The sequence below is a fragment of the Asanoa iriomotensis genome (assembly GCF_016862515.1).
Classification (GTDB): domain Bacteria; phylum Actinomycetota; class Actinomycetes; order Mycobacteriales; family Micromonosporaceae; genus Asanoa; species Asanoa iriomotensis.
Genome location: NZ_BONC01000096.1, coordinates 1 through 21,376 on the forward strand (window position 1 = coordinate 1; position 21,376 = coordinate 21,376).

Annotated in this window: 20 protein-coding genes and 1 riboswitch; of the genes, 11 read left to right on the top strand and 9 right to left on the bottom strand. The window is 73.8% G+C overall.

The features are described 5' to 3' along the window. The first annotated feature begins 13 nt into the window (after window positions 1-13). Genes cobJ through Air01nite_RS37045 form a run of 3 tightly spaced genes read left to right on the top strand, consistent with a single transcriptional unit; the run spans window position 14 to window position 3,146 of the window. Entirely contained in the window at window positions 14-1,720 is a 1,707-nt protein-coding gene (gene cobJ, locus Air01nite_RS37035) for a precorrin-3B C(17)-methyltransferase (protein ID WP_239091238.1), read from the top strand. Continuing rightward, window positions 1,717-2,307 (top strand): precorrin-8X methylmutase, encoded by a 591-nt coding sequence (locus Air01nite_RS37040; RefSeq protein ID WP_203708088.1) that lies wholly within the window; start codon window positions 1,717-1,719, stop codon window positions 2,305-2,307. The genes cobJ and Air01nite_RS37040 overlap by 4 nt, the downstream gene beginning before the upstream one ends. Continuing rightward, window positions 2,304-3,146: a sirohydrochlorin chelatase gene (locus Air01nite_RS37045; protein ID WP_203708072.1), complete on the top strand. Its 843-nt coding sequence runs from the start codon at window positions 2,304-2,306 to the stop codon at window positions 3,144-3,146. The genes Air01nite_RS37040 and Air01nite_RS37045 overlap by 4 nt, the downstream gene beginning before the upstream one ends. A 59-nt stretch (window positions 3,147-3,205) precedes the next feature. Here Air01nite_RS37045 and Air01nite_RS37050 read toward each other — a convergent pair whose 3' ends face one another. Continuing rightward, window positions 3,206-3,934 (bottom strand): CbtA family protein, encoded by a 729-nt coding sequence (locus tag Air01nite_RS37050; protein ID WP_203708073.1) that lies wholly within the window; start codon window positions 3,932-3,934, stop codon window positions 3,206-3,208. 13 nt (window positions 3,935-3,947) lie between these two features. Next, window positions 3,948-4,169 (bottom strand): CbtB domain-containing protein, encoded by a 222-nt coding sequence (locus Air01nite_RS37055; protein ID WP_239091235.1) that lies wholly within the window; start codon window positions 4,167-4,169, stop codon window positions 3,948-3,950. Between the two features lie 43 nt (window positions 4,170-4,212). Further along, window positions 4,213-4,301, bottom strand: a riboswitch (adenosylcobalamin (AdoCbl) riboswitch). 141 nt (window positions 4,302-4,442) lie between these two features. Here Air01nite_RS37055 and Air01nite_RS37060 point away from each other — a divergent pair. Together Air01nite_RS37060 and Air01nite_RS37065 are read left to right on the top strand one after the other, a co-directional pair. After that, the gene (locus Air01nite_RS37060) at window positions 4,443-5,438 is read left to right on the top strand and encodes an aldo/keto reductase (RefSeq protein WP_203708074.1); all 996 of its coding nucleotides are present in this window, start codon (window positions 4,443-4,445) and stop codon (window positions 5,436-5,438) included. Between the two features lie 5 nt (window positions 5,439-5,443). Further along, entirely contained in the window at window positions 5,444-6,271 is an 828-nt protein-coding gene (locus tag Air01nite_RS37065; protein WP_203708075.1) for a helix-turn-helix transcriptional regulator, read from the top strand. A 6-nt stretch (window positions 6,272-6,277) separates the two neighbouring features. On the opposite strand, the gene Air01nite_RS37070 is transcribed toward Air01nite_RS37065, so the two are convergent. Beyond that, entirely contained in the window at window positions 6,278-6,775 is a 498-nt protein-coding gene (locus Air01nite_RS37070; protein ID WP_203708076.1) for a hypothetical protein, read from the bottom strand. 132 nt (window positions 6,776-6,907) lie between these two features. On the opposite strand from Air01nite_RS37070, the gene Air01nite_RS37075 reads away from it, so the two are divergent. The 5 genes from Air01nite_RS37075 to Air01nite_RS37095 all read left to right on the top strand — a co-directional run bounded on the left by Air01nite_RS37075 (window position 6,908) and on the right by Air01nite_RS37095 (window position 14,794). After that, the gene (locus Air01nite_RS37075; protein WP_373310560.1) at window positions 6,908-8,362 is read left to right on the top strand and encodes a pyridoxal phosphate-dependent decarboxylase family protein; all 1,455 of its coding nucleotides are present in this window, start codon (window positions 6,908-6,910) and stop codon (window positions 8,360-8,362) included. Further along, entirely contained in the window at window positions 8,362-9,645 is a 1,284-nt protein-coding gene (locus Air01nite_RS37080; RefSeq protein WP_203708078.1) for a lysine N(6)-hydroxylase/L-ornithine N(5)-oxygenase family protein, read from the top strand. Before Air01nite_RS37075 ends, Air01nite_RS37080 begins: the two co-directional genes overlap by 1 nt. Beyond that, window positions 9,642-11,891, top strand: coding sequence for a GNAT family N-acetyltransferase (locus Air01nite_RS37085; RefSeq protein ID WP_275408325.1), 2,250 nt, complete (start codon window positions 9,642-9,644; stop codon window positions 11,889-11,891). The genes Air01nite_RS37080 and Air01nite_RS37085 overlap by 4 nt, the downstream gene beginning before the upstream one ends. Next, a complete protein-coding gene (locus tag Air01nite_RS37090; RefSeq protein WP_203708079.1) occupies window positions 11,888-13,822 on the top strand; it encodes a penicillin acylase family protein in 1,935 nt (644 codons plus the stop codon). The genes Air01nite_RS37085 and Air01nite_RS37090 overlap by 4 nt, the downstream gene beginning before the upstream one ends. A gap of 318 nt (window positions 13,823-14,140) precedes the next feature. Further along, window positions 14,141-14,794 carry a hypothetical protein gene (locus Air01nite_RS37095; RefSeq protein WP_203708080.1) on the top strand — a complete coding sequence of 218 codons (654 nt, stop codon included), beginning with the start codon at window positions 14,141-14,143 and terminating at the stop codon, window positions 14,792-14,794. On the opposite strand, the gene Air01nite_RS37100 is transcribed toward Air01nite_RS37095, so the two are convergent. Together Air01nite_RS37100 and Air01nite_RS37105 are read right to left on the bottom strand one after the other, a co-directional pair. Beyond that, a complete protein-coding gene (locus tag Air01nite_RS37100; RefSeq protein ID WP_203708081.1) occupies window positions 14,791-15,129 on the bottom strand; it encodes a TraR/DksA family transcriptional regulator in 339 nt (112 codons plus the stop codon). The genes Air01nite_RS37095 and Air01nite_RS37100 overlap by 4 nt on opposite strands. A gap of 13 nt (window positions 15,130-15,142) precedes the next feature. Next, window positions 15,143-16,240: an FAD-dependent oxidoreductase gene (locus Air01nite_RS37105; RefSeq protein ID WP_203708082.1), complete on the bottom strand. Its 1,098-nt coding sequence runs from the start codon at window positions 16,238-16,240 to the stop codon at window positions 15,143-15,145. Between the two features lie 62 nt (window positions 16,241-16,302). On the opposite strand from Air01nite_RS37105, the gene Air01nite_RS37110 reads away from it, so the two are divergent. Further along, entirely contained in the window at window positions 16,303-16,878 is a 576-nt protein-coding gene (locus Air01nite_RS37110) for a TetR/AcrR family transcriptional regulator (RefSeq protein WP_239091236.1), read from the top strand. Here the strand turns inward: Air01nite_RS37110 and Air01nite_RS37115 are convergent. The 4 genes from Air01nite_RS37115 to Air01nite_RS37130 all read right to left on the bottom strand — a co-directional run bounded on the left by Air01nite_RS37115 (window position 16,875) and on the right by Air01nite_RS37130 (window position 21,309). Continuing rightward, window positions 16,875-17,366: a class I SAM-dependent methyltransferase gene (locus Air01nite_RS37115; RefSeq protein WP_203708083.1), complete on the bottom strand. Its 492-nt coding sequence runs from the start codon at window positions 17,364-17,366 to the stop codon at window positions 16,875-16,877. The two genes, Air01nite_RS37110 and Air01nite_RS37115, sit on opposite strands and share 4 nt — an antisense overlap. Continuing rightward, the gene (locus Air01nite_RS37120; protein ID WP_203708084.1) at window positions 17,333-17,710 is read right to left on the bottom strand and encodes an SAM-dependent methyltransferase; all 378 of its coding nucleotides are present in this window, start codon (window positions 17,708-17,710) and stop codon (window positions 17,333-17,335) included. The genes Air01nite_RS37115 and Air01nite_RS37120 overlap by 34 nt, the downstream gene beginning before the upstream one ends. A gap of 13 nt (window positions 17,711-17,723) precedes the next feature. Beyond that, window positions 17,724-20,336, bottom strand: a complete 2,613-nt coding sequence (locus Air01nite_RS37125; RefSeq protein WP_203708085.1) for a helix-turn-helix transcriptional regulator — start codon at window positions 20,334-20,336, stop codon at window positions 17,724-17,726. Window positions 20,337-20,415: 79 nt separating this feature from the next. Then, a complete protein-coding gene (locus Air01nite_RS37130) occupies window positions 20,416-21,309 on the bottom strand; it encodes an alpha/beta hydrolase family protein (RefSeq protein WP_203708086.1) in 894 nt (297 codons plus the stop codon). Between the last annotated feature and the right edge of the window lie 67 nt (window positions 21,310-21,376).

The following is a 21,376-nucleotide window of genomic DNA, read 5'->3' on the forward strand; positions in this document are numbered from 1 at the left end:
CCGTGACACTGGTATGGGGCTCGCGATGATCGGCGTCGTGGCCGCGACCGCGGCAGGACAAGCGATGGCCGCGCGGCTCGCGCAGGCCTGGCCCGGCGAGGTGCGTGTCCACGACGGGCCTGTGCGCGAGCAGCTCGACGCCGCCTGGGGCGCGCACGACGTCGTGGTCTGTTTTCTCGCCACCGGGGCGACCGTGCGGCTGATCGCGCCGTTGCTGGTGGACAAGCACACCGATCCCGGCGTGATCTGCGTCGACGAGCCCGGGCGGTTCGTGGTGGCGCTGACCGGCGGGCACGACGGTGGCGCCAACGACGCCGCGCGGCGGATCGCGGCGCTGCTCGGTGCGCAGCCGGTGGTCACCACCGCCACCGACAGTGCCGGCCTCCCGCCGCTCGACGGGTTCGGCGCCGATCTCGGATTCCGGCTCGTGGATCCGGCTCCGGTCGCCCGGGTGACCCGCGCGCTGCTCGACGGCGCCGGCGCGGTCGTCGTCTCCGACGCGACCTGGCCGGTGCCACCGCTACCGGCAGGTGCCGACCCGGTGCGCCTGGTCGTCTCCGACCGGGTCGAGGCTGCCGGCGACCTCGTCTACCGGCCGCCCTCGCTCGTCGTCGGTGTCGGTGCCAGTCGAGGCGTCACCGCCGAGGCGGTCGCCGCCGTGGTGGATGCCGCGCTCGCTGCCGGCGGGCTCGACGCGGCGTCCGTGCGTGCATTGGCCACTGTGGACGTCAAGGCCGACGAGGACGGCATCCTGGCCCTCGCCGCCGCGCGCGGCTGGCCCCTGCTGACGTTCCCAGCCGAAGCGCTTGCCGAGGAGGACGTGCCGACACCGTCGGAGGTCGTGCGGGCCGCGGTCGGCACACCGAGCGTGGCCGAGGCAGCCGCGCTGCGGGCCGCCCGCGAGGCCGGACGGGGCGCCGACCTCGTCGTGCCCAAGCAGGTCACCCCGACCGCTACGGCCGCCGTCGCCCGGCTGGTGCCGCGCGGCCGGCTGACCATCGTCGGAATCGGGCCCGGTGCCGAGGATCTGCGCACACCCCGGGCCACCGCCGCCCTGCGTCGGGCCTCGGTCGTGGTCGGCCTCGACCAGTACGTGGAACAGGTGCGGCACCTGCTCTCCCCCGGCGCCCGGATCGTCGCGTCCGTGCTGGGTGAGGAGGCCAAGCGTGCTCGGGAGGCCGTCGAGCTGGCCACTGCCGGGCACGCGGTCGCGCTGATCGGGTCCGGCGACGCCGGCCTCTACGCGATGGCCTCGCCGGCGCTGGAGCTGGCCGGGAACGACGTCGACGTCGAGGCCGTGCCCGGGGTGACCGCGGCACTGGCCGCGAGCGCACTGCTGGGCGCGCCGCTCGGGCACGACCACGCCTACGTCTCGCTCTCGGACCTGCACACGCCCTGGGCGGTGATCGCCGACCGGCTGCGCGCCGTGGCCGCCGCCGACCTGGTCGCCTGCCTATACAACCCGCGCAGCCGCGCCCGGATCGCCCAGTTCGACGAAGCCCTGGCGATCCTCGCCACCAACCGGCCGCCCGGCACCCCGGTCGGCGTCGTCCGCGACGCGTCAAGGCCGGGCCAGCACGTGCACCTCACCACGCTGGCGGCGCTCACCGCAGATCCGTCCATCGTGGACATGCGATCCGTCGTGCTGGTCGGGTCGAGCCGCAGCCGGCTGGCGGCCGGGCGGATGGTCACACCGCGGGAGTACGCGTGGCTGTCGTGAAGCGCACCGTCCACCCGATCGAGGCCGAGTCCTACCGGATCCTGCGCGCTGCGGCCGACACCTCCGGGCTGCCGCCGTACACCCGGGACGTGGTCGAAAGGATCATCCACACCACCGCGGACCCGGGCTGGCTCGACGACCTGGTCACCGACGAGGCCGCGCTCGCGGCCGGCAAGGCCGCGCTGGCCGGCGGCGCCCCGCTCGTCACCGACGTGACGATGGTCGCGGCCGGCGTCACGCGCTATCCGGCGACCTGCCTCGTGGCAGCACCGGAGGCGGCCGCCCTGGCGCGCGAGACAGGGATGACCCGATCGGCCGCCGGCATCAGGCTCGCGGCCGCAGCACACAAGGACGGCGCCGTCTGGGTGATCGGCAACGCGCCGACCGCGCTGACCGAGCTGATCCGGCTCGACGTCCGGCCCGCGCTGGTGATCGGCCTGCCGGTCGGCTACGTCGGCGCGGCCGAGTCCAAGGAAGCACTGCGCGGCACCGCGTTGCCGCAACTGTCCAACCGGTCCGCGCGCGGCGGTGCCGCCGTCGCCGCCGCCGCCGTCAACGCCCTGCTGTACGGAGACCCACTCGCATGACCACTCCCCTGCTCATCGCCGGCCACGGCACCACCGACCCGGAGGGCGCCGAGGACTTCCGCCGCTTCGTCGCCCGGGTCGGCCGCGGCCTTGACGTGCCCGTCGCCGGCGGCTTCATCGAGCTGTCGCCGCCGCCCGTCAAGGACGCGGTCGGCGAACTCGTCCGCGACGGTGCCCGGCGGCTGGCCTGCGTACCCCTGATGCTCGTCGCCGCCGGCCATGCCAAGGGCGACATCCCCGGGTCGCTGGCCGCCGAACGGGCCCGGCATCCGGGTCTGAGCTTCGCCTACGGTCGCCCGCTCGGCCCCCATCCGGGCGTGCTGGCGCTGCTGCGCGAGCGGCTCGCGACGGCCGGCGCCGGACCCCAGACCACCGTGCTGCTGGTCGGGCGCGGCTCGACGGACCCGGACGCCAACTCCGAGGTGGCCAAGGTGGCCCGGCTGCTGGCGGAGACGACCGCGGTGGCCGGCGTCGAGTACGCGTTCGTCTCCCTCGCCGAGCCGGGCGTGCTCGCGGGCCTCGACCGCTGCCGGGCCCTGGGCGCCGCACGGATCGTCGTGCTGCCCTACTTCCTCTTCACCGGCGTGCTGCCGCGCCGGGTCGCCGCACAGGCGGCCGAGTGGTCGGCGGCGCGCGGCGGTGAGGTCCGCACGGCCGAGGTGATCGGCGACTGTGACGGCCTCGCCGAGATCGTGGTCGAGCGCTACCGCGAAGCGCTCGGCGGTGACATCCGCGCCAACTGCGACACCTGCAAATACCGGATCGCCCTGCCGTTCCACGAGCACGCCGTCGGCGCCGCCCAGCTGCCGCACCACCATCCCGCCGACCACGACCACTGAGATGCAAGGAACGGACCGTTATTAACGCATAGCGTTAATAACGGTCCGTTCCTTGCATCTCAGTGAGCGCTGAGCACCGACTCCCGGCGCAGGCCACGCTCGACGACGGCGCCCAGGCCGAGCCCGAGCGCCGCCCACACGACGACCTGCGTGCCGAGCGACGCGAGCCGGAAGTTCCAGAGCACCAACGGCGAGAAGCCGTCGGGGATCTCCTCGATCGAGGGCAGCAGGACCTGCGCGACCGCGATCACGGCCACGAACGCGCCGGCTCCGAGGATCGCCGCGTTCCACAGGCCGAACCGCGTCACCTGCGACCGTCCGATGTAGATCGCGAGCGCCAGGGAAGCGAGCGCGATCACCAACATGAGGAAATACAGGGACGTACGCCGGCCGATGGAGTCCGCGGAACCGGTAGCCGGCGGGTTGGCCGGGTACTTCAGCCACGGCACCAGCGCCACGGTCACGAATCCGGCCAGCGCCACCAGCGCCGCGGTCGCCCGCGGCCCGAGCCGGCCGAGCCGCCCATAGGCGGCCGCGAACACCATCGAGAAGATCCCGCCCAGCGCCACGCCGTAGATCAGCGTGGCGGTGAGCAGGCCGAGGGTGCTCTGGACGGTGCGGCTGACGAGCTCCGGTTCGCCGACCGCCGCCTCGGAATGGGCCTCTTCGAACGCGATCGCCGCGTCGATCGGGCCCTCGCCGACGAGGTAGGCGAACACGAACGCGAGCACGCCTGCGGCCAGTCCCACCAGCATGCCGCGGATCAGCAGGGAACGGGGGGACAGCACGATGCCCCGCCCGTCAGTGACAGGGGAAGCCGAGCAGGTGGCGGCCGTCGTGCACGAACTCGTGCACCGAGCTGCCGCCGATCAGGTGGAACACGCCCTGCTCGGTGCCGACGAAGTAGAGCAGCGCGATCGCCAGCACGGCACCGAACAGGAGCCAGGGCTGGAGCTGACGCCACGGGATGGCCACCGGCTGGACGGCCGGGCGGGGGGTGGCGGAAGACGAGATGCTGGACACGGGGCGAACCTCCTCGGGATCACGCGTCCCACGATGGGTTTCGGTGACGGCGGAGGGTCTGACTTCCACGCGTACGCGTGGTCACAGTGGCGCGACCGCGCCGGAGTTGCACCGGCTTCCAACCGTCGTCACGTCTGCCCCGGACGCTACGGTCGCCCGCGCCGAGGTGTCAACCGCGTGAGACCTGCTCTACACCTGACGCAACGTCGCCCTCGCGGACCGGGGATAACCGGGGCGCCGATACGTGCCGCCGCCGGGCGCACCGTGGATCCCATGACGTTACGCACACACGCGATCGGCCGGCAGGGCCTGACCGCATCCGTCGAGGGACTGGGCACGTTCGGCCTGACCGCCGCGTACGGCACCCCCGACGACGCCGAGTCCACCGCCACCATCCACCGCGCGCTCGACCTCGGTGTGACCATGTTCGACACCGCCGACTTCTACGGCCTCGGCAACGCGGAACGGCTGCTCGGCCGCGCGCTGGCCGGCCGGCGGGACGAGGCGGTGATCGCCACCAAGGTCGGCGGCCGGACCTTCGACGACGAGGACCGGATCGTCGGCCCCGCGAACGGGCAGCCCGCGTACCTGCGGATCGCGGTCGAGCGCTCCTTGCGCCGGCTCGGCGTCGACCACATCGACCTGCTCTACCTGCACCGGGTGGACCCGGCCGTGCCGGTCGAGGAGACCTTCGGCGCCCTGGGTGAGCTGGTCGCCGAGGGCACGGTCGGCTACCTCGGCATCAGCGAGGCGTCGCCGGCGAGCATCCGCCGGGCCCACGCGGCCGCGCCGTTGTCGGCGGTGCAGACCGAGTACTCGTTGTTCAGTCGCGACGTCGAGGCCAACGGTGTGCTCGCGACCACCCGCGACCTGGGCGTGGGCTTCGTGGCGTACTCCCCGCTGGGCCGTGGTTTTCTCTCCGGCACCATCCGCAGCCTGGCCGACGTGCCGGACGGCGACTTCCGGCGGACGTGGCCCCGCATGGCCGACGGCAACCTCGAACGCAACCTGGTGCTCGTCGACCGCATCCGCGCCGTCGCGGACCGGGAAGGTGTCAGCCCGGCCCAGCTCGCACTAGCGTGGGTGATGGAACGGGGCATCACCGCGATCCCGGGCACCAAACGCCGCACCTACCTCGAGGCCAACGTCGCCGCAGCGGGGATCGAGCTGACCCCGGCGCTGCTCGCGGAGCTGAGCGAGGCGGTGCCGGTCGGCGCCGCGGCCGGTGCCCGCTACACGCCCGAGGGCATGGCGGCCATCGAGGAGTGAGAGCTGTGGCACGCGGGGAGTTGGGTGACTTCCTGCGCAGTCGCCGGGAGGCGCTGCGGCCGTCCGACGTGGGCATCCCGTCGGGCGGCCGGCGCCGCACCCCGGGCCTGCGCCGGGAAGAGGTCGCGTTGCTGGCGAACCTGTCCGTCGACTACTACGAGCGCCTCGAACAGTCCCGGGCCGGCACGCCGTCCGAGGCGCTGCTCGGGTCGCTGGCGCGAGCGCTGCGCCTGTCGGTCGAGGAGCGCGACTACCTCTACCGGCTGGGCGGTTATGCGACACCGAAACCAGGGGCCGTCACCGGGTACGTGGACCCGGCGCTGCTGTTCCTGCTCGACTCCCTCGACGAGGTGCCGGCGCAGATCGTTGACGACCTGACCACGGTGCTCGCGCAGAACGCGCTGGCCAAGGCGTTGTTCGGCCGCTGGACGGACGGCGACGAGCGGTCGCGCAACGTGGTCTGGCGGTGGTTCACCGACCCGGAGTCCCGTGCGCTGAACGCGCCGGAGGAGCACGAGTCGGTCGGTCGGGGCTACGTGGCCGACCTCCGGGCCGCCGCCGCCCGCCGCGGCCCCGACGTCGTCGTGGAGCAGTTGGTCGCCGACCTGCGGGCGGCCAGCCCGGAGTTCGCCGGCTACTGGAGCGACATGCAGGTGGACCCGCTGCAGAGCACCCGCAAGCTGATCGTCCATCCGCGGGCGGGCAACCTCGACGTGCAGTGCGACTACGTCCGCAGCGAGAGCACCGGCCAGCGCCTCGTGGTCTTCCGTCCCCAGCCGGGCTCCCACACGGCCGACAGCTTCGAGTTCCTCCGGGTCGTGGGCGATCGATGATCCGGCTCACCAGCAGGTGCCGCAGGTGGGCGGCTCGACGCCGCGCGGGCTGTGGACGATCGGCAGGCTGACGCCCGGATGGTCGACCGGGACCACCGCAGTGCTCACGATCACCCAGCTCTGCGCCTTCACCGACACGCACGCCAGCCGGGTGTTCGGATCCGACACGAGGCACAGGTAGCCCGTGCCGTTCCACGGCACCGACTTCGTCAGCGAGTACGTGGTGGGCGCGAACGGCGCGTAGTCGTAGAGCTCGGCGACCTCGCCGAAGGCGAGACCCGGGATGAAGCGGGCGATCCCCCAACGCCCCGGTGGGTTCGCCATGCCGCAGGAGAGGTCGCCCGTCAGCCGGAGCTGGAACTCGAGCTCCATCGGCTCCATCGTGCCTTTGACACAGGCCTGGGTCGGCCAGCCGACGTCGGGCCCGACCGGGCCACGCGCGGCGCCGCCGGTCAGCGCCGTCACGGTCACGAGCAGTGCAACGAAGAGAATTCGTAACTTCATGCGCCGACCGTGCCAGCGACGGCACGGTCACGGCGAGAGCGGTTGCGGAAACCCGCAACGAGCGATTCCGTTTCACGCCTCCGCCAGGTAACGTCTTGCCCGAGTTAGGCAAGGCTAACCTAAAGGGAGGTCGTGTTGGAGTCCCCAACTCCGCACCTGTTCGGCCGGTCCACAGTGGCAACGTTCCAGCACGACGTCGCGCGCGCGGCGGAAGCCGTGGCGGAACGCGTACGCACCGTGCGCCGCCCCTACTCGGGCGCGAGCCTGACCGACCTGCAGGGCCTGGTCGACGCCGTGGACCTGGACCGGCCGCTCGGCGACACCGACGCCGCCCTCGACGAGGTCGCCCGCCTCTACCTCGACCACGCGGTCTGGTTCCACGAGCCCGGCTACGTCGCACACCTCAACTGCCCGGTCGCCCTGCCCGCCCTCAGCGCCGAGGTGCTGCTCGCCGCGGTCAACTCCTCGGTCGACACCTACGACCAGAGCACGACCGGCACGCTGATCGAACGGCGGCTGGTCGACTGGGCCGCCGGCCGCATCGGGTTCGGCCCTGACGCCGACGGCGTCTTCACCAGCGGGGGCACGCAGTCCAACCTGCACGGGCTGCTCCTCGCCCGGGAGGCCAGCGCCGCCACCGACCTGTCCCGGATGCGCGTCCTCGCCACCGCCGAGGCCCATTTCAGCGTCACCCAGGCGGCGATCCTGCTCGGGCTCGGCCGCGACGCCGTGGTGCCCGTCGGCACCGACGCCGCCGGGCGGATGGACCCGGCCGCGCTGACCCGCACGCTGGACGACCTCGTCGCCTACAAGCTCGTGCCGATGGCCGTGGTCGCCACCGCCGGCACCACCGACCTGGGCTGCGTCGACCCGATCGCCGACATCGCCAACGCGTGCGCCCGCCGCGGCGTCTGGCTGCACGTCGACGCCGCGTACGGCTGTGGCCTGCTCGTCTCCGCCCGCCGCCGGCACCTGCTCGACGGCATCGAACGGGCCGACTCGGTCACCGTCGACTTCCACAAGAGCTTCTTCCAGCCGATCAGCTCCAGCGCGATCATCGTGCGCCGCTCGGCCGCGATGCGCCGGATCGCCCACCACGCCGACTACCTCAACCCGCGCACGGCCAGCGTGCCCAACCAGGTCGACAAGAGCCTCCAGACCACCCGCCGGTTCGACGCCCTCAAGCTCTGGATGACGCTGCGCACGGTGGGCGCCGAACAGCTCGGCGCGATGTTCGACCGCGTGGTCGACCTCGCCGAGGACGCGCACGGGCTGCTCACCGACGACCCCGAGTTCGAGGTGGCCGCCGCGCCGACGCTGAGCACGGTGCTGTTCCGCTACCGCCCGGCCGCCCTGGACGACGCCGCCTGCGACACGCTGACACCGCGGCTGCGGGCCCGGCTCTTCGCCGAGGGCGAGGCGATCATCGCCGGCACCACCCGGGAAGGCCGCCCCTGGCTCAAGTTCACGCTGCTCAACCCGATGACCACGGTCGAACACCTACGGACGGTGCTGCACCGGGTACGCGCAGCCGGCGACCTGCTGTTGGCGGAGGATGACCCCCGCCTGGCCACGGCGGTGGTGTGATGCGGATCCACGACTTCGCCGCCGTCGGCGTCGGCCCGTTCAACCTGGGGCTCGCCTGCCTCACCGCCGATCTGCCCGATGTGGACGGTGTGTTCTTCGAGCAGCGGGACGGTTTCGACTGGCATCCGGGCCTGATGATCCCCGGCGCCACGATCCAGGTGCCCTTCCTCGCCGACCTGGTCACGCTGGCCGACCCGACCTCGCGCTTCTCGTTCCTCAACTACCTGAAGCAGACCGGCCGGCTCTACCGCTTCTACATCCGCGAGAGCTTCTACCCGTTGCGCGCCGAGTACAACGCCTACTGCCAGTGGGCGGCAGCCCAGCTCCCCGCGATCAGCTTCGGCAGCCGGGTCGAACGCGTCGACTACGACCGGACCAGCCGCGCGTACGCCCTGCGGGTGCTCTCCGCCGGCGCGGTCGAGACGGTGCTGGCGCGCCGGCTCGTGCTCGGCATCGGCACCGCGCCGCACGTCCCCGCCGCCCTGAACGGCCTGCCCGGCCCGGTCGTGCACAGCGCCGACTACCTGGCGGCCAAGGCGCGCCTGCAGAGGCTCGACTCCATCACGATCGTCGGCAGTGGACAGAGCGCCGCCGAGATCTACCTGGATCTGCTGCCGGGCGCTGACGCGCACGGCTACCACCTGACCTGGCTCACCCGGTCGCCGAGGTTCTTCCCGATGGAATACACGAAGCTGACGTTGGAGATGACCTCGCCGGAGTACGTCCGCTACCACCACGCCCTGCCCGCGGCGAGCCGCGACCGGCTCGGCCGCGAGCAGCGCAACCTCTACAAGGGCATCAGCGGCGACCTGGTCGACACGATCTTCGACACGTTGTACGAGCGAGGAGACGCGCGGACCACGCTGCGCACGGGCGTCGAGGTCACCGCGGCCCGGTTCGACGGTGAACGTTACGTGCTCGACCTGTGCCACGGGGAGCAGGGCCGGTCCTTCACCGCCGAGACGGCCGGGCTCGTGCTGGCCACCGGCTACCGGCCGCGCGTGCCCGGCTTCCTGGCGCCCGTGCGCGACCGGATCCGCTGGGACGAGCGCGGCCGCTACGACGTCTCCCTCGGCTACGCCGTCGACCACGCGGGCGACGAGATCTTCGTGCAGAACGCCGAGGAGCACACGCACAGCCTGACCGCACCCGACCTCGGCATGGGCGCCTACCGCAACTCGGTCATCGTCCGCGCCCTGACCGGGCGCGAGGTCTACCCCGTCGAGGAACGGATCGCGTTCCAGGAGTTCGGCGCGCCGGCGCTGGCGGAGGTGGCATCGTGACGTTCACCCTCGAACCCCTCGACCTCGACGCGCACGCGGAGCTGTTGCACGGCTGGGTGACCCATCCGAGATCCGTCTACTGGGGAATGCAGGGCGCCTCGGTGGAGGCCGTCCGCAAGGCGTACGCGGAGATCGAGGCCGACCCCCACCGCGACGCCTGGCTCGGCCGGCTCGACGGCGAGCCCGTCTTCCTGGCCGAGACCTACGAGCCGGCGCACAGCGAGCTTGCCGCGCACTACGTCGTGGGTGACGGCGACGTCGGGATGCACGTGCTCGTCGCACCGCCGGCACCCGGCGCGCCCGTCCGGCACGGGCTCACCTCCGCCGTCATGCGGGCGGTGATGTCGTTCGTCTTCGCGGACCCGCTGGCCCGCCGCGTCGTGGTCGAGCCCGACGCGCGCAACGAGGCCATCGCGCGCAAGAACGCCGAGGTGGGCTTCGAAGTCGAGCGCCGGGTCCAGCTCTCCGACAAGGTGGCGCTGTTGAGCTTCTGCACCCGCGAGGCGTACACCCGGACCGATCCGGCACCGCCCGCGCACCTGACGCCCGAGACGATGGCCGTCGCCCACCGCCGGCTGGTCGCCAAGGCGATCGCGGAGTTCAGCCACGAGCGGATCTTGACACCGGAGAGAGACGGCGACGACGGTTACGCCGTCCACGGCCACCGCTTCCAGGCCCGCCGCTACGGGCTGGAGCACTGGGTGGTCGACCCGGAGTCGTTGGCCCGCGCGGACGGCGAGCCCGTGGACGCGATGGCGTTCGTCGCTTCGCTGGCGGGCACGCTCGGCATCCCGGACCGGCTGGTCGGCACCTACCTGGAGGAGATCGCCGCCACGCTGGCCGGCGCCGCCTGGAAGCACACGCACGAGCGGTTCACCGCGCCCGACCTGGTGCACGCGGACTTCCAGGCGATCGAGGCGGCGATGACCGAGGGCCACCCCGGTTTCGTGGCCAACAACGGGCGGATCGGCTTCGGGCTCGCCGACCACGAGGCGTACGCACCCGAGGCGGGCCGACCGGTCCGGCTGGTCTGGCTCGCGGTGCGCAAGGCGGAGAGCGCCTTCACCGCTGGCGACGGGGTGACCGAGGACGCGCTCTACGCCGACGAGCTCGGTGCGGACACGCTGGACCGGTTCGCCGCGCGGCTGCGCGCCCTGGGGCTGGACCCGGCCGACTACCGCTACCTACCGGCGCACCCCTGGCAGTGGGAGCACAAGCACGCCGTCACGTTCGCGCCCGAGGTGGCCCGGCGGTCGATCGTGCCGCTGGGCACCGGGCCCGACAGCTACCGGGCGCAGCAGTCGATCCGGACGTTCTTCAACACCGACCGGCCCGACCGGCACTACGTGAAGACCGCGCTGGCGATCCAGAACATGGGTTTCCTGCGCGGCCTCTCCCCCGCCTACATGCGCGCCACGCCACCGATCAACGACTGGGTGGCCGAGGTCGTCGCGGGCGACGACACCCTGCGGGACTGCGGCTTCGGCGTCCTGCGCGAGCTGGCGTCGGTCGGCTACACCGGGGACGCGTACCACCGCAGCGGTTTCGCCTCCGCACACCAGCGGATGCTCGCCGCGCTCTGGCGGGAGAGCCCCGTGCCCCGGCTGGCGCCCGGCGAGCGCCTCGCGACGATGGCCAGCCTGCTGCACCGCGACCGGGCCGGCCGCTCGCTGGTCGCCGAGCTGGTCGCCGCGTCCGGTCTGCCGGCCGAGCGCTGGGTCGCGGCGTACCTGCGGGCCTACGTGCGCCCGGTCGTGCACTGCGTCCTGCGGCACGATCTCGCCTTCATGCCGCACGGCGAGAACGTGATCCTGGTGCTCGACGGGCACGTGCCGACCCGGGTGTTCATGAAGGACATCGGCGAGGAGGTCGCGGTGATGAGTGTCGACCGGCCATTGCCGGCGGCGATCGAGCGGATCCGGATCGACGTGTCCGACGACGTCAAGGCGCTGGCCCTGCACACCGACGTGTTCGACGGCTTCCTGCGGCACCTCGCGGGGATCCTCGACGGCGACGGCGTGCTGCCCTGGGAGCGGTTCTGGGCGCTGGTCGGCGAGTGCGTCGCCGCCCACGGCGCGGACCACCCGGACCTGCGCGGGCGGCTCGCGCTGGACCGGCCCGAGTTCAACCACTCGTGCCTCAACCGGCTGCAGCTGCGCAACACGCTGCAGATGGTCGACCTCACGGACCAGGCCGGCTCGCTCATCTTCGCCGGCACGCTGGCCAACCCGATCGCCGGGCGATGACGGTACGACGCGACGAGTGGGGCATCCCGCACCTCTGGGCACCGGACGCCGACCGGCTCGCCCACCTGCAAGGCCAGGTCACCGCGATCGACCGGGCCTGGCAGATCGAGGTGGAGCGGCTGCGCTCGCAGGGGCGGCTGGCGGCGGTGCTCGGGCCGGCGGAGCTGCCGTGGGACCGGTTCGCCCGGCGTTCGCGGCTCGACGACACCGCCCGGCGGTGCTTCGCCCGCCTGGCGCCGGAAACGCGGCGCTGGGTCGAGGCCTACGTGGACGGGGTCAACGCGGGGCTGGCCGCGGCGGACGCGCCGGAGTTCGCCGCGGTCGGCATCCGACCGGGGCGCTGGCAGCCGTGGACACCGCTGGGGGTGTTCCTCGTGCAGCACGCGCTGTTCGGCACGTTCCCGCACAAGCTGTGGCGGGCCGATCTCGCCGCCGCGCTCGGCGACACCGCGTTGTTCGCGGCGGCCGAGCCCGGCGGGTCCGGCAGCAACGCCTGGGCGGTGGCCGGGCCGCCGGCGGTGATCGCGGGCGACCCGCACCGGCTGCTCGAGCTGCCCGGCGTCTACCAGCAGATCGGCCTCGCCTGCCCCGAGTTCGACGTGGTCGGGCTGGCGTTCCCCGGCGTGCCGGGCGTGCCGCACTTCGGGCACGCCGGCGGCGTCGCCTGGGGGATCACCAACGCGATGGCGGACTACCAGGACCTCTATCGGGATCGGCTGCGCCGGCGAGGCGGCGAGGTGTCGGTGCGCGGGCCGGCGGGCTGGGAGCCGGCCGGCGTGCACGTCGAACACGTCTCGGTGCGGGACGCTCCAGCCGAGCGGGTCGAGGTGATCGAGACCCGGCGCGGGCCGGTGGTCGACGTCGACCGGCGCACGGGTGAGGCGATCAGCCTGCGTACGCCCAGCCGGGCCACGGCCGCGCTCGGCTTCGACGCGCTGCTGCCGCTGCTGCGGGCGCGGAACACCGGCGACGTCGTGGCGGCGCTGCGGTGCTGGGTCGAGCCGGTCAACAGCGTGCTCGTCGCGGACACCGCCGGCGACGTGCGGGAACTGGTCGCCGGTCTGGTGCCGGTGCGCGACGAGCGGTGCCGCTGGGAGCCGGTGCCCGCCTGGGACGACCGGTATGCCTGGCGCGGGTTCGCGGACCTGCCGGAGGCGGCGGTGCACGAGGTGGCGGTGCACGCCAACGACCGCCGGCCGGCGGTGGCCGCGCTCGGGGTCGACTTCGCGCCGGCCCACCGGGCGCGGCGGATCCGCTCGCTGGTGTCCGACGGTGTCGCGCCCGCGGCGATCCACACGGACACGGCGGGCGTGGTGCTGCGGGACCTGCTGGCGGCGGCCGCCGTGCGCGGGGAGGCCGCCGACCTGCTGGACCGGCTGCTCGCCTGGGACGGCGTGATGGCCGCATCGAGTGTGGACGCCGGGGCCTACGCGGCTTGGCGCGCCGCTCTGGTGCGGCGGTTGCACAAGCATCCGGTGTTGGCGCCGTTACGGGCGGCCTCGGCATACGACGAGCTGTTCGCGCCGTGGACGGACCCGCTGGGGCGGATCGGCACCGCGCTGGAGAGCGTGCTGGCCGGGCTGGGCGACTGTGCGCCGCTGGCCGCGGGAGCCCTCGACGATGCCGCGGCGCAGCCCGCACAGCCCTGGGGCGAGCGGCACGTGCTGGCGCCGATCCAGGCGCTGCCCGGCGGCGCGCCGACCGCGGCGCTCGGCGGTGACACCGACTGTGTGCTGGCGACGTACAGCGTGCCCGGCATGTCCGACGCCTGCTGGCGCGGCCCGGTGGCCCGGTATGTCTGGGATCTCGGCGACCGCGCCGCGAGCCGGTGGATCGTGCCGTTCGGCGCGAGCGGCCGGCCCGGTGACCCGCATTACGCGGACCAGTTGCCGCTCTGGGCGGCCGGCGAACTGGTGCCGGTGGCCTCCTGAAGCGACTGGCGCGGGTCCGGGTCGCGTCGGAACGCGCCGCCGTCCAGGATGGTCTGGTTCCCGACATCGATCGGTTGGCCGGCGATCTGGCGGAAAGAATCCTCTACGGGAGTTCCGCTCATCGTGGACATTCAGGGGCGAACGTACCCCGGCAGGGGTTGAACCTGTCGACTTCCCCCTCGAACAATGTCGGTCCGGCCTGATAGCGTCCGCCCGACCGGGCCGCGCGAGGACGGAGGTCGACCGGTGACCGACAACCGGGTAAAAGGCCGCGTGAAGGGGCTGTTCGGTGGGACGACTCCGGACAATGGGCATCATATGACTGAGCCAGCTGAAGCATTCGGCGACCCCAACTCTCACCAGGCGCTCGCCGTGTTGACGCTCGCCCAGCGCACCGCCGACGAGCACATCGCGGCGGCGCAGCGCCAGGCCGAGCAGATGGTGGCGGAGGCGCGCCGGTCCGCGGACCAGGTCGCCCGTGAGGCGCAGGGCTACTCCGACGAGATGCGCCGGCAGGCCGACAAGGTCCTCGCCGACGCGCGCTCCTCGGCCGAGCAGTCGGCCCGTGACGCGGCCGCGCACGCCGACGACGTGCGCCGCGAGGGCGAGCGGCTGTTGACCGAGGCGCAGGCCACCGCGGAGCAGGTCGTCGCGGACGCCAACGAGACGTCCGAGCGGTTGGTCACCGACGCGCAGGCCAACTCCGAGCAGATCACCCAGGACGCGCAGGACGCGGCGGACGCGCTCGACCAGGACGCGCAGCGGCGCTACGAGGACGCGGTCGGCAGCCTGCAGCCGCAGCGCGAGGCGTTGCAGCAGGAGATCGAGTCGCTGCAGCAGTTCGACCGCGAATACCGGGCCCAACTGGTCGCGTTCATGCAGGGTCAGCTCCGGCAACTCGGCGTCGACACGCCCAACCCGAGCAACGAGACGCAGGTGCTCGCCCAGCTCCCGATGGCGCGCGAGGGCTAAGCGGCGCAGTCGATGCAGGTGCGGGCGGCCGGGAGCACGGCCAGCCGGTCGGGGTGGATCGGGCCGCCGCACCGTTCGCAGCGGCCGTAGCTGTCGTCCTCGACCCGGCTCAGCGCCGCGTCGATCGCCACGAGCCGGTCGCGTGCGCGCTGGAGCAGGGCACCCGCCTGCGCACGTTCGTACGCGATGGTCTGCCCTTCGGGGTCGTGCTCGTCGTCGGTCGCGGTGCCGGTCTGCGCGGTCACGATCCCGTCGACCACCTGCCCCAGCGTCTCGATCTGGGCAACCGTGTCCCGCCGCTCGGCCCGCAGCCGCTCCACCGGACTGTCCGCCATCCGACCAGCGTAACTAGATCGTGGGCGGCTTCCACAGCGCGAAGCGGGTCATCGACCGCAAACCGGCACTAGGTGGGGTGAGGCGGATCGCCGCGTTGCGCAGTGCGAGCGCCACCGGGTTGTGCAGACCCTGACCGAACCGACCCATCTGGTACGCGGCCCGCGCCACCTGTTGCGACCTCGGCCGCCGCTGTGCGTCGTAGGCGGCCAGCCCCGAGTCCAGGTCGCCCGCGGGGTCGCAGGTGTGCGCGAGCACGACCGCGTCCTCGATGGCCTGGTTGGCACCCTGGCCGAGGTGGGGCGTCATCGCGTGGGCTGCGTCACCGAGCAGGGCCACGTTGCCGCGCACATAGGACGGGACCGGCGTCGCGAGGTGATAGAGGTCGTCGCGCAGCACCGTGTCGGTCGCATTCATCAGCGCGGGGATGGGCTCGTGCCAGCCGCCGAACCGGTCGCGGACGGCGGCCATTTCGTCGTCGTGCCAGGCGGCCGGCGGCGAGGTGACCGAGCCGTACCAGTAGACCCGGCCGTCGCCGAGCGGGACCATGCCGAACTCGGCACCGGGCCCCCAGGTGACCGCCACGACCAGCGGACCGCGCCACGGCTCGGTGGTCACGCCGCGCCAAGCGGTCGCACCGGCGTAGGCGGGCGGCGGGACCTCCGGCCACCGCCGGCCGCGGATCCCGCTGTTGATGCCGTCGGCGGCCACCACGAGATCGGCCGACGGCACGTCGGTGACCTCGACCCCGGTGACCACGGTGCCGGCCGGCAACGCGTCGTGCAGCACGCGGTGCAACGTGGCCCGGTGGATGCCGATGGCGGAGGTGCCGAGCACCCGGTTCATCGCGGCACCGTCGATTCTGGCCAGCCATCGCCCGTTCGGCGTGCGCAGCCCGCCGGAGGCCTCGACCTGACCCTCGGCCCGCACCGCGTCGCCGACCCCGAGCGCGTCGAGTGAGCGCATGCCGTTGGCGAACAGGGTGAGCCCGGCACCGACGGCGCTGATCCGCGGCGCCCGCTCGAGGACGGTCACCTCCCAGCCGCGCCGGCGCAGCCCGATCGCCGCGCTGAGCCCACCGATCCCCGCACCGACCACGACCGCCGTCGCCATGACCCCTCCTTCTACATCTGTAGAAGACCATACTACAGATGTAGAAGAGAGAGGAGCCACCCGTGACCCGCTTCACCGACCTCACCGACGCCGCGATCTCCGTGGTGGCGGCACAGGGCATGCGCGGCCTGACCCACCGCGCGGTCGACGGCCGGGCGGGCCTACCCCTCGGCACGACGTCGGCGTACTTCCGTACCCGCAAGGCCTTGATCGAGGCCCTGGTCCGCCGCCTGGCCGACCTGGACAACGAGGACCTCGCGGGCCGGTCGTTCGACCCGCCGCCGGCGGAGTTCGCGGAATCGGTGGCCTGGGTCCTGGACACGTGGCTCACGACGGGCCGCGAACGCACCCTGGCCCGCTACGCGTGCCTGCTGGAGGCCACCCACCGCCCGGAGCTACGCACGATCCTCGAGTACGGCCGCGCGTCCCGCGACCAGGCCCGCACGCTGATGGAAGCCGCCGGGGTCGCCAACCCGTCCCAGGCCGGCGACCACTTCGTGGCCTGCGTCGACGGCCTCCTCTTCGACCGCATGGTCGGCGCCGGCGCCCTCACGGCCCCGACCCCCGGCACCCCGGAGAACCGCGCGGACCTGGCCACCGCCGTCCGCCGCCTGATGACCGCCTTCACGGCCGCTTAGCCGGCGACCTCGGCGAGGACGACGCGCTCGATCTCGCGCAGCGTGAGGCGGCGGCCGTGGAGTTGCGGGTAGCGGGCCGGATACGCCTCCGCGCCGACGTCCTCGCGCAGCGTCAGGCCGTGGCGGGCCAGCAGGGCCGGGACCTCGGCCGGCTCGTAGGCGCTCAGCCAGCCGTAGCGGCGTGACGCGCGCGGGCGCTCGCGCCAGACCGTGCCCGGCAGGTAGGTGAAGACCAGACGGCTGCCGCGCGGCAGCGCGCCCGCCCACGCGAAGGTCGGCTCGACGCCGTCCGCCGGCAGGTATTGCGCCACCGCTTCGAAGACCACCAGCGTGCGGGCCGTCGCGTCGAAGCCCGCGCCGGCCAACGTGTCGGGCAGGGGGTCCGTGGTGACGTCCGCGGTCAGGTAGTGAACGTTGGTCGGCGGGTCCGGCAGGCGTGCGAGTGCCGCCCGCTTCAGGGCTGCGCGCCCGGTAGGTCCACCTCCCACACCGGCACCGCGCCGAACTCCGCGAGCCGGTACGGGCGGCTGTCCAGGCCCGCGCCCAGCACGACCACCTGCTGCGCGCCGTCGGCAAGGGCGGCGCGGCACCAGTCGTCGATCACGCGGGTGCGGCAGATCGCGGTCCCGCGTACACCTGGCATCGCCGTCTCGGCCAGGCGACCGAGGGCCAGCCGGGCGAAGCGGTGGCGGGCGACCCAGGCCGGCACGCCCGTGAGCAGGTGCGCCGAGATCGGGTCGTCGAAGAGGCGATGGGCCGCGGGGACGTCGGCCTCCAGGGTGCGCATGGTCGCCACCGCGATCGCTGTCGTCTCCACCCGGATGGCAGCCACGCAACGATGGATATCACAGTGTGCGGGCCAACTCCGTCCGGGAGCGGACACCGAGGCGGCTGAAGATGTTGCGCAGGTGGTGGTCGACCGTGCGGGTCGAGAGGAAGAGTTGGGCCGCCACCTCGCGGTTCGTGGCGCCGCCCGCCACGAGTTGGGCTATCCGTTGCTGTTGGGCCGTCAGGGTCAGGCCCGGCGGCGACGGATGGTCGCAGGACTCGCCCGCCGCCCGCAGTTCCGTCGTCGCCTGTGCCGCCCAGACCGGCATGTCGACCAGGGCGAAGCCCTCCGCCGCCCGGTGCAGGTGCGGGCGGGCGTCGCGGGGGTGCCGGGCCCGGCGCAGGTCGCGGCCGAGCAGCAGCTCCGTGCGGGCGCGCTCGAAGTCGCCGCCGCCGGCCGGGTGCAGCCGCAGCGCCTGCTCGAACTCCGCCAGCGCGACCGCGCTGCCGCGCGGGGCCAGCAGCGCCCGGCAGCGGGCCGCGAGGGCACGCCGGGTCGGGTCGCCCGTGGCCGCCGCCCAGCGGTCGAAGTCCGCCGCCGCGGCCCGGGCCGCCGCCGGGTCGCCGGCGGCGGCAGCGGCCTCCACCAGGTACGGCGTCGCGGTCATGTGGATCAGCACCGTGCTGCTGCCCGACGCCGGGTCGGCCATCGTGGACAGCCGCCGCAGGGCGTCGGCGGCGCGGCCGGCCACCAGGTCCAGCACCGCCAGCGCCCACTGGACCAGCGCGCGCGGCCGGCTGGCGTGCGAACCCGAGCGCAGCTCGCGCATCCAGCGCATGCACTCCGGCGCGTCACCGCGCAGCGCCGCCAGCAGGGCCAGCAGGCCCACCAGGTTGCCGGCCGCGGCGCGTTGGCCGCAGGACCGGGCCGCGTCGAGACCGTCCCGCGCGCTGGCTGCGGCCGCCTCGTAGGAACCCGTCCAGTACTCGACGAACGTGCGCAGCTCCAGCACCCGCGGCAGGAGCGCGACCGCGCCGCTGGACCGGGCGAGCGACGCGGCCCGCTCCAGCGTGCGGTGCGCGGCGGCGTCGTCGCCGAGCAGCAGGCCGGCGGTGGCCGCGGAGGTCAGCACCTCCGGGTCCGAGGTGGACAGTTCCAGCACCGAACGCAGCGCCGGGCGCGCCCGTTCGTGGTCGCCGCGCATCACCGCCGCCAGGCCGACGACCTGCGCCGAGCGCACGGGGTCGACGCAGCCCGCCCGGCGCAACAACGCGGCCCGGCGGAGCACCTCGCGGTAGCGGCCGTGGTTGCCGTCCAGACACACCGCCTCGCCGGCCAGCACCAAGGCGCGCCACGCCTGATCCGGCCGGCGGGTGGCCAGCTCGTCGGCCGCCGCGAGCAGCAACTCCAGCGCCTCGCCGGCCGTGCCGCCCCGCAACGCGATCTCGCCGGCGAGCAGCGCGCCCGCCGGGCCCGCGCGGGCCAGCAGCCGGCGCGCCCGGGCCGGGTCGCCGCCGAGCCAGGCGTACCGGGCCGCCGCCGCCCGGCGTGCGGCTGCCGGCCCGTCCGGAGGCGTCAGCTCCGCGGCACGTTCCAGGGCCACCGAGCCGACCCGGCAGTCCACCACGGACCCGGCCGCGCGTTCGATCTCGTCGGCCAGCCGGGCGTCGGTCGGCGGCGTCGCGGCGGCCAGGTGCAGCAGCCGGCGCAGCTTGTGCGCCTCGCCGGTGAGCAGGCGGGCCAGCGTCCGGTGTGCCCGCTGCCGGTCGGCCAGCGTCGCCTCCGCGCACACCACCTCGCGGGCCGCCGGGTGCGCGAAGCCGGCGCCGCGCAGCAGGCCGGACCGTTCCGCCGCCGCCAGCGCGCCGCCGCCGAGCCGGGCCAGCACCGCCGGGTCGAGGCCGTCCTCCAGCGCGACCAGCAGCAACGCCCGCCGGGTGGCCGGGGGCAGGGCGCGGAGCCTCATCCGGTACGCCCGCGGCAGCGCACCCTCGGCGGGCAGCCCGGCCGGCGGCGGCTCGACGCCACGGCGCTGTGCCGGGGTCAGCCCGCGGGCCAGGTCGTGCAGCGCCGCGGGGTTGCCGACGGCCAGCCCGACCAGCGCATCCGCCAGGTCCCCGGCCAGGCCGTGGTCGGCCAGCACGTCGGCCGCCGTGACGGTGTCGAGCGGCGCGAGCCGCCGGGTGGTGCCGTCGACCGGCGGCAGGTGGGTGCCGGCGAAGACGACCGCGATCCGGTGCTCCGCGACCCGCCGGGCGACGAACCCGAGCACCTCGAGGGACGGCTTGTCGACCAACTCGGCGTCGTCGACCACGCAGAGCACGGGCCCGCGGCGGCTGCGCGCGACGAGCGCCTCGAACACCGCCGTGCACAGCCGCAGCCGCTGCTCGGCCGTGCGCGCGCGGCGGGCGGGCAGCGGCACGGGCAGGCGCTGCAGCGCGGCGTAAGGGAGGTCGGCCTCGCCCGGCAGCCCGGGCGCGCGCAGGTGGGTGAAGCCCGGTGCCTGCCGTGCGGCGTGGGCGAGCAGGGCGCTGCGGCCCGAGCCGGGGTCGCCCTCGATCAGCAGGACGCCGCCGGTGCCGGCCGCCGCCCGCCGCAGCAGTTGGCCGATCGCGGTCAGCTCGCGGGCCCGGCCGCGCAGCACGGGCCCGCGCACCGCGAGAATGTGCACTGCCGGTGCAACAAACATGTATCCAGTTTCACCCATCCGAAAGCTGCCCGCAACAAAGACGCCCGTCTATCGACGGGCGCCTTCGTCCGGGCTGGGCTCAGCTGCTCGGGCAGGTGTTGCGGTACTCGTCGATCGCGCTGCCGCTCGGGCCGGGGCAGAGGAACTGCTCGTAGCGGGTGTCGTTGTCGACGAACCGCTTGAGCCAGGCCACCATCTGCCGCCCGGTCGGCGTGTTGACGCTCTGCGGGAAGAAGTGGCTGGCGTTGTTGAGCTCCAGGTAGGCCTTCTCCGCCGACGCCGGGATGCTGTTGTAGAACGGGATCGAGTGCGACGACACCGGTGCCACCGAGTCGCTCTCGCCGCCGATGATCAGCGTGGGCACGCGGATCTCCGACCACGTCTTGTCGGTGTTCCACGGCGCGAGCGGGATCGCGGCCTGCAGCGACGGGCGGTCCGAAGCGGCTTCGAGGCTGCCGCCGCCGCCCATCGAGTGCCCGGCCACCGCGAGGCGGGTGCTGTCGACCCGGGTGCGCACCGAACTGCTGTTGGTCAGGTAGTCCAGCGCCGCCAGCAACTGCGTGCCCCGGCTGGCCGGCTGGTCGAAGCGGCTGTTGGTCTCGATGCCGATCACGACGAAGCCGTGCGAGGCGATCCGCGGGCCGAGCCAACTGATGCTCGACCAGGCCGCGGTGTAGCCGGGCGAGATCGCGATCGCGCCGAACGTACCGTCGGCGGTGGTGGTCGGGTAGTAGATGACGCCGCCGCCGAAGCCGCTGACCAGCGACGAGACGGTGACCTGGGACACGGCGTACGGGCCGCGGGAGGCGTCGAGGATGGTCGTGGTCGGGGCTGGGCCGCGCTCGTAGGGGTTGTCGGCCGCCAGCGCGTTTGGCACGCCCGCGACACCGACGCTGAGCACGGCGGCCGCCACCACGGCGGCGAGACGGATGGGTGTTCTCACGTGGGGGGCTCCTGGTCCGTCGGGGGACATCGACGCAGACCAGTGTTTGACGCATACGCGTCACCGCGCATCGGCGAAATCACCGGTGTCTAGGGGG

Bases quoted from the DNA above. Each gene is read 5' to 3' on its own strand.
- cobJ (WP_239091238.1), top strand. From the start codon at position 14: ATGGGGCTCGCGATGATCGGCGTCGTGGCCGCGACCGCGGCAGGACAA.
- Air01nite_RS37045 (WP_203708072.1), top strand. From the start codon at position 2,304: ATGACCACTCCCCTGCTCATCGCCGGCCACGGCACCACCGACCCGGAG.
- Air01nite_RS37060 (WP_203708074.1), top strand. From the start codon at position 4,443: ATGACGTTACGCACACACGCGATCGGCCGGCAGGGCCTGACCGCATCC.
- Air01nite_RS37070 (WP_203708076.1), bottom strand. From the start codon at position 6,775: ATGAAGTTACGAATTCTCTTCGTTGCACTGCTCGTGACCGTGACGGCG.
- Air01nite_RS37080 (WP_203708078.1), top strand. From the start codon at position 8,362: ATGCGGATCCACGACTTCGCCGCCGTCGGCGTCGGCCCGTTCAACCTG.
- Air01nite_RS37090 (WP_203708079.1), top strand. From the start codon at position 11,888: ATGACGGTACGACGCGACGAGTGGGGCATCCCGCACCTCTGGGCACCG.
- Air01nite_RS37095 (WP_203708080.1), top strand. From the start codon at position 14,141: ATGACTGAGCCAGCTGAAGCATTCGGCGACCCCAACTCTCACCAGGCG.
- Air01nite_RS37100 (WP_203708081.1), bottom strand. From the start codon at position 15,129: ATGGCGGACAGTCCGGTGGAGCGGCTGCGGGCCGAGCGGCGGGACACG.
- Air01nite_RS37105 (WP_203708082.1), bottom strand. From the start codon at position 16,240: ATGGCGACGGCGGTCGTGGTCGGTGCGGGGATCGGTGGGCTCAGCGCG.
- Air01nite_RS37125 (WP_203708085.1), bottom strand. From the start codon at position 20,336: ATGTTTGTTGCACCGGCAGTGCACATTCTCGCGGTGCGCGGGCCCGTG.
- Air01nite_RS37130 (WP_203708086.1), bottom strand. From the start codon at position 21,309: ATGTCCCCCGACGGACCAGGAGCCCCCCACGTGAGAACACCCATCCGT.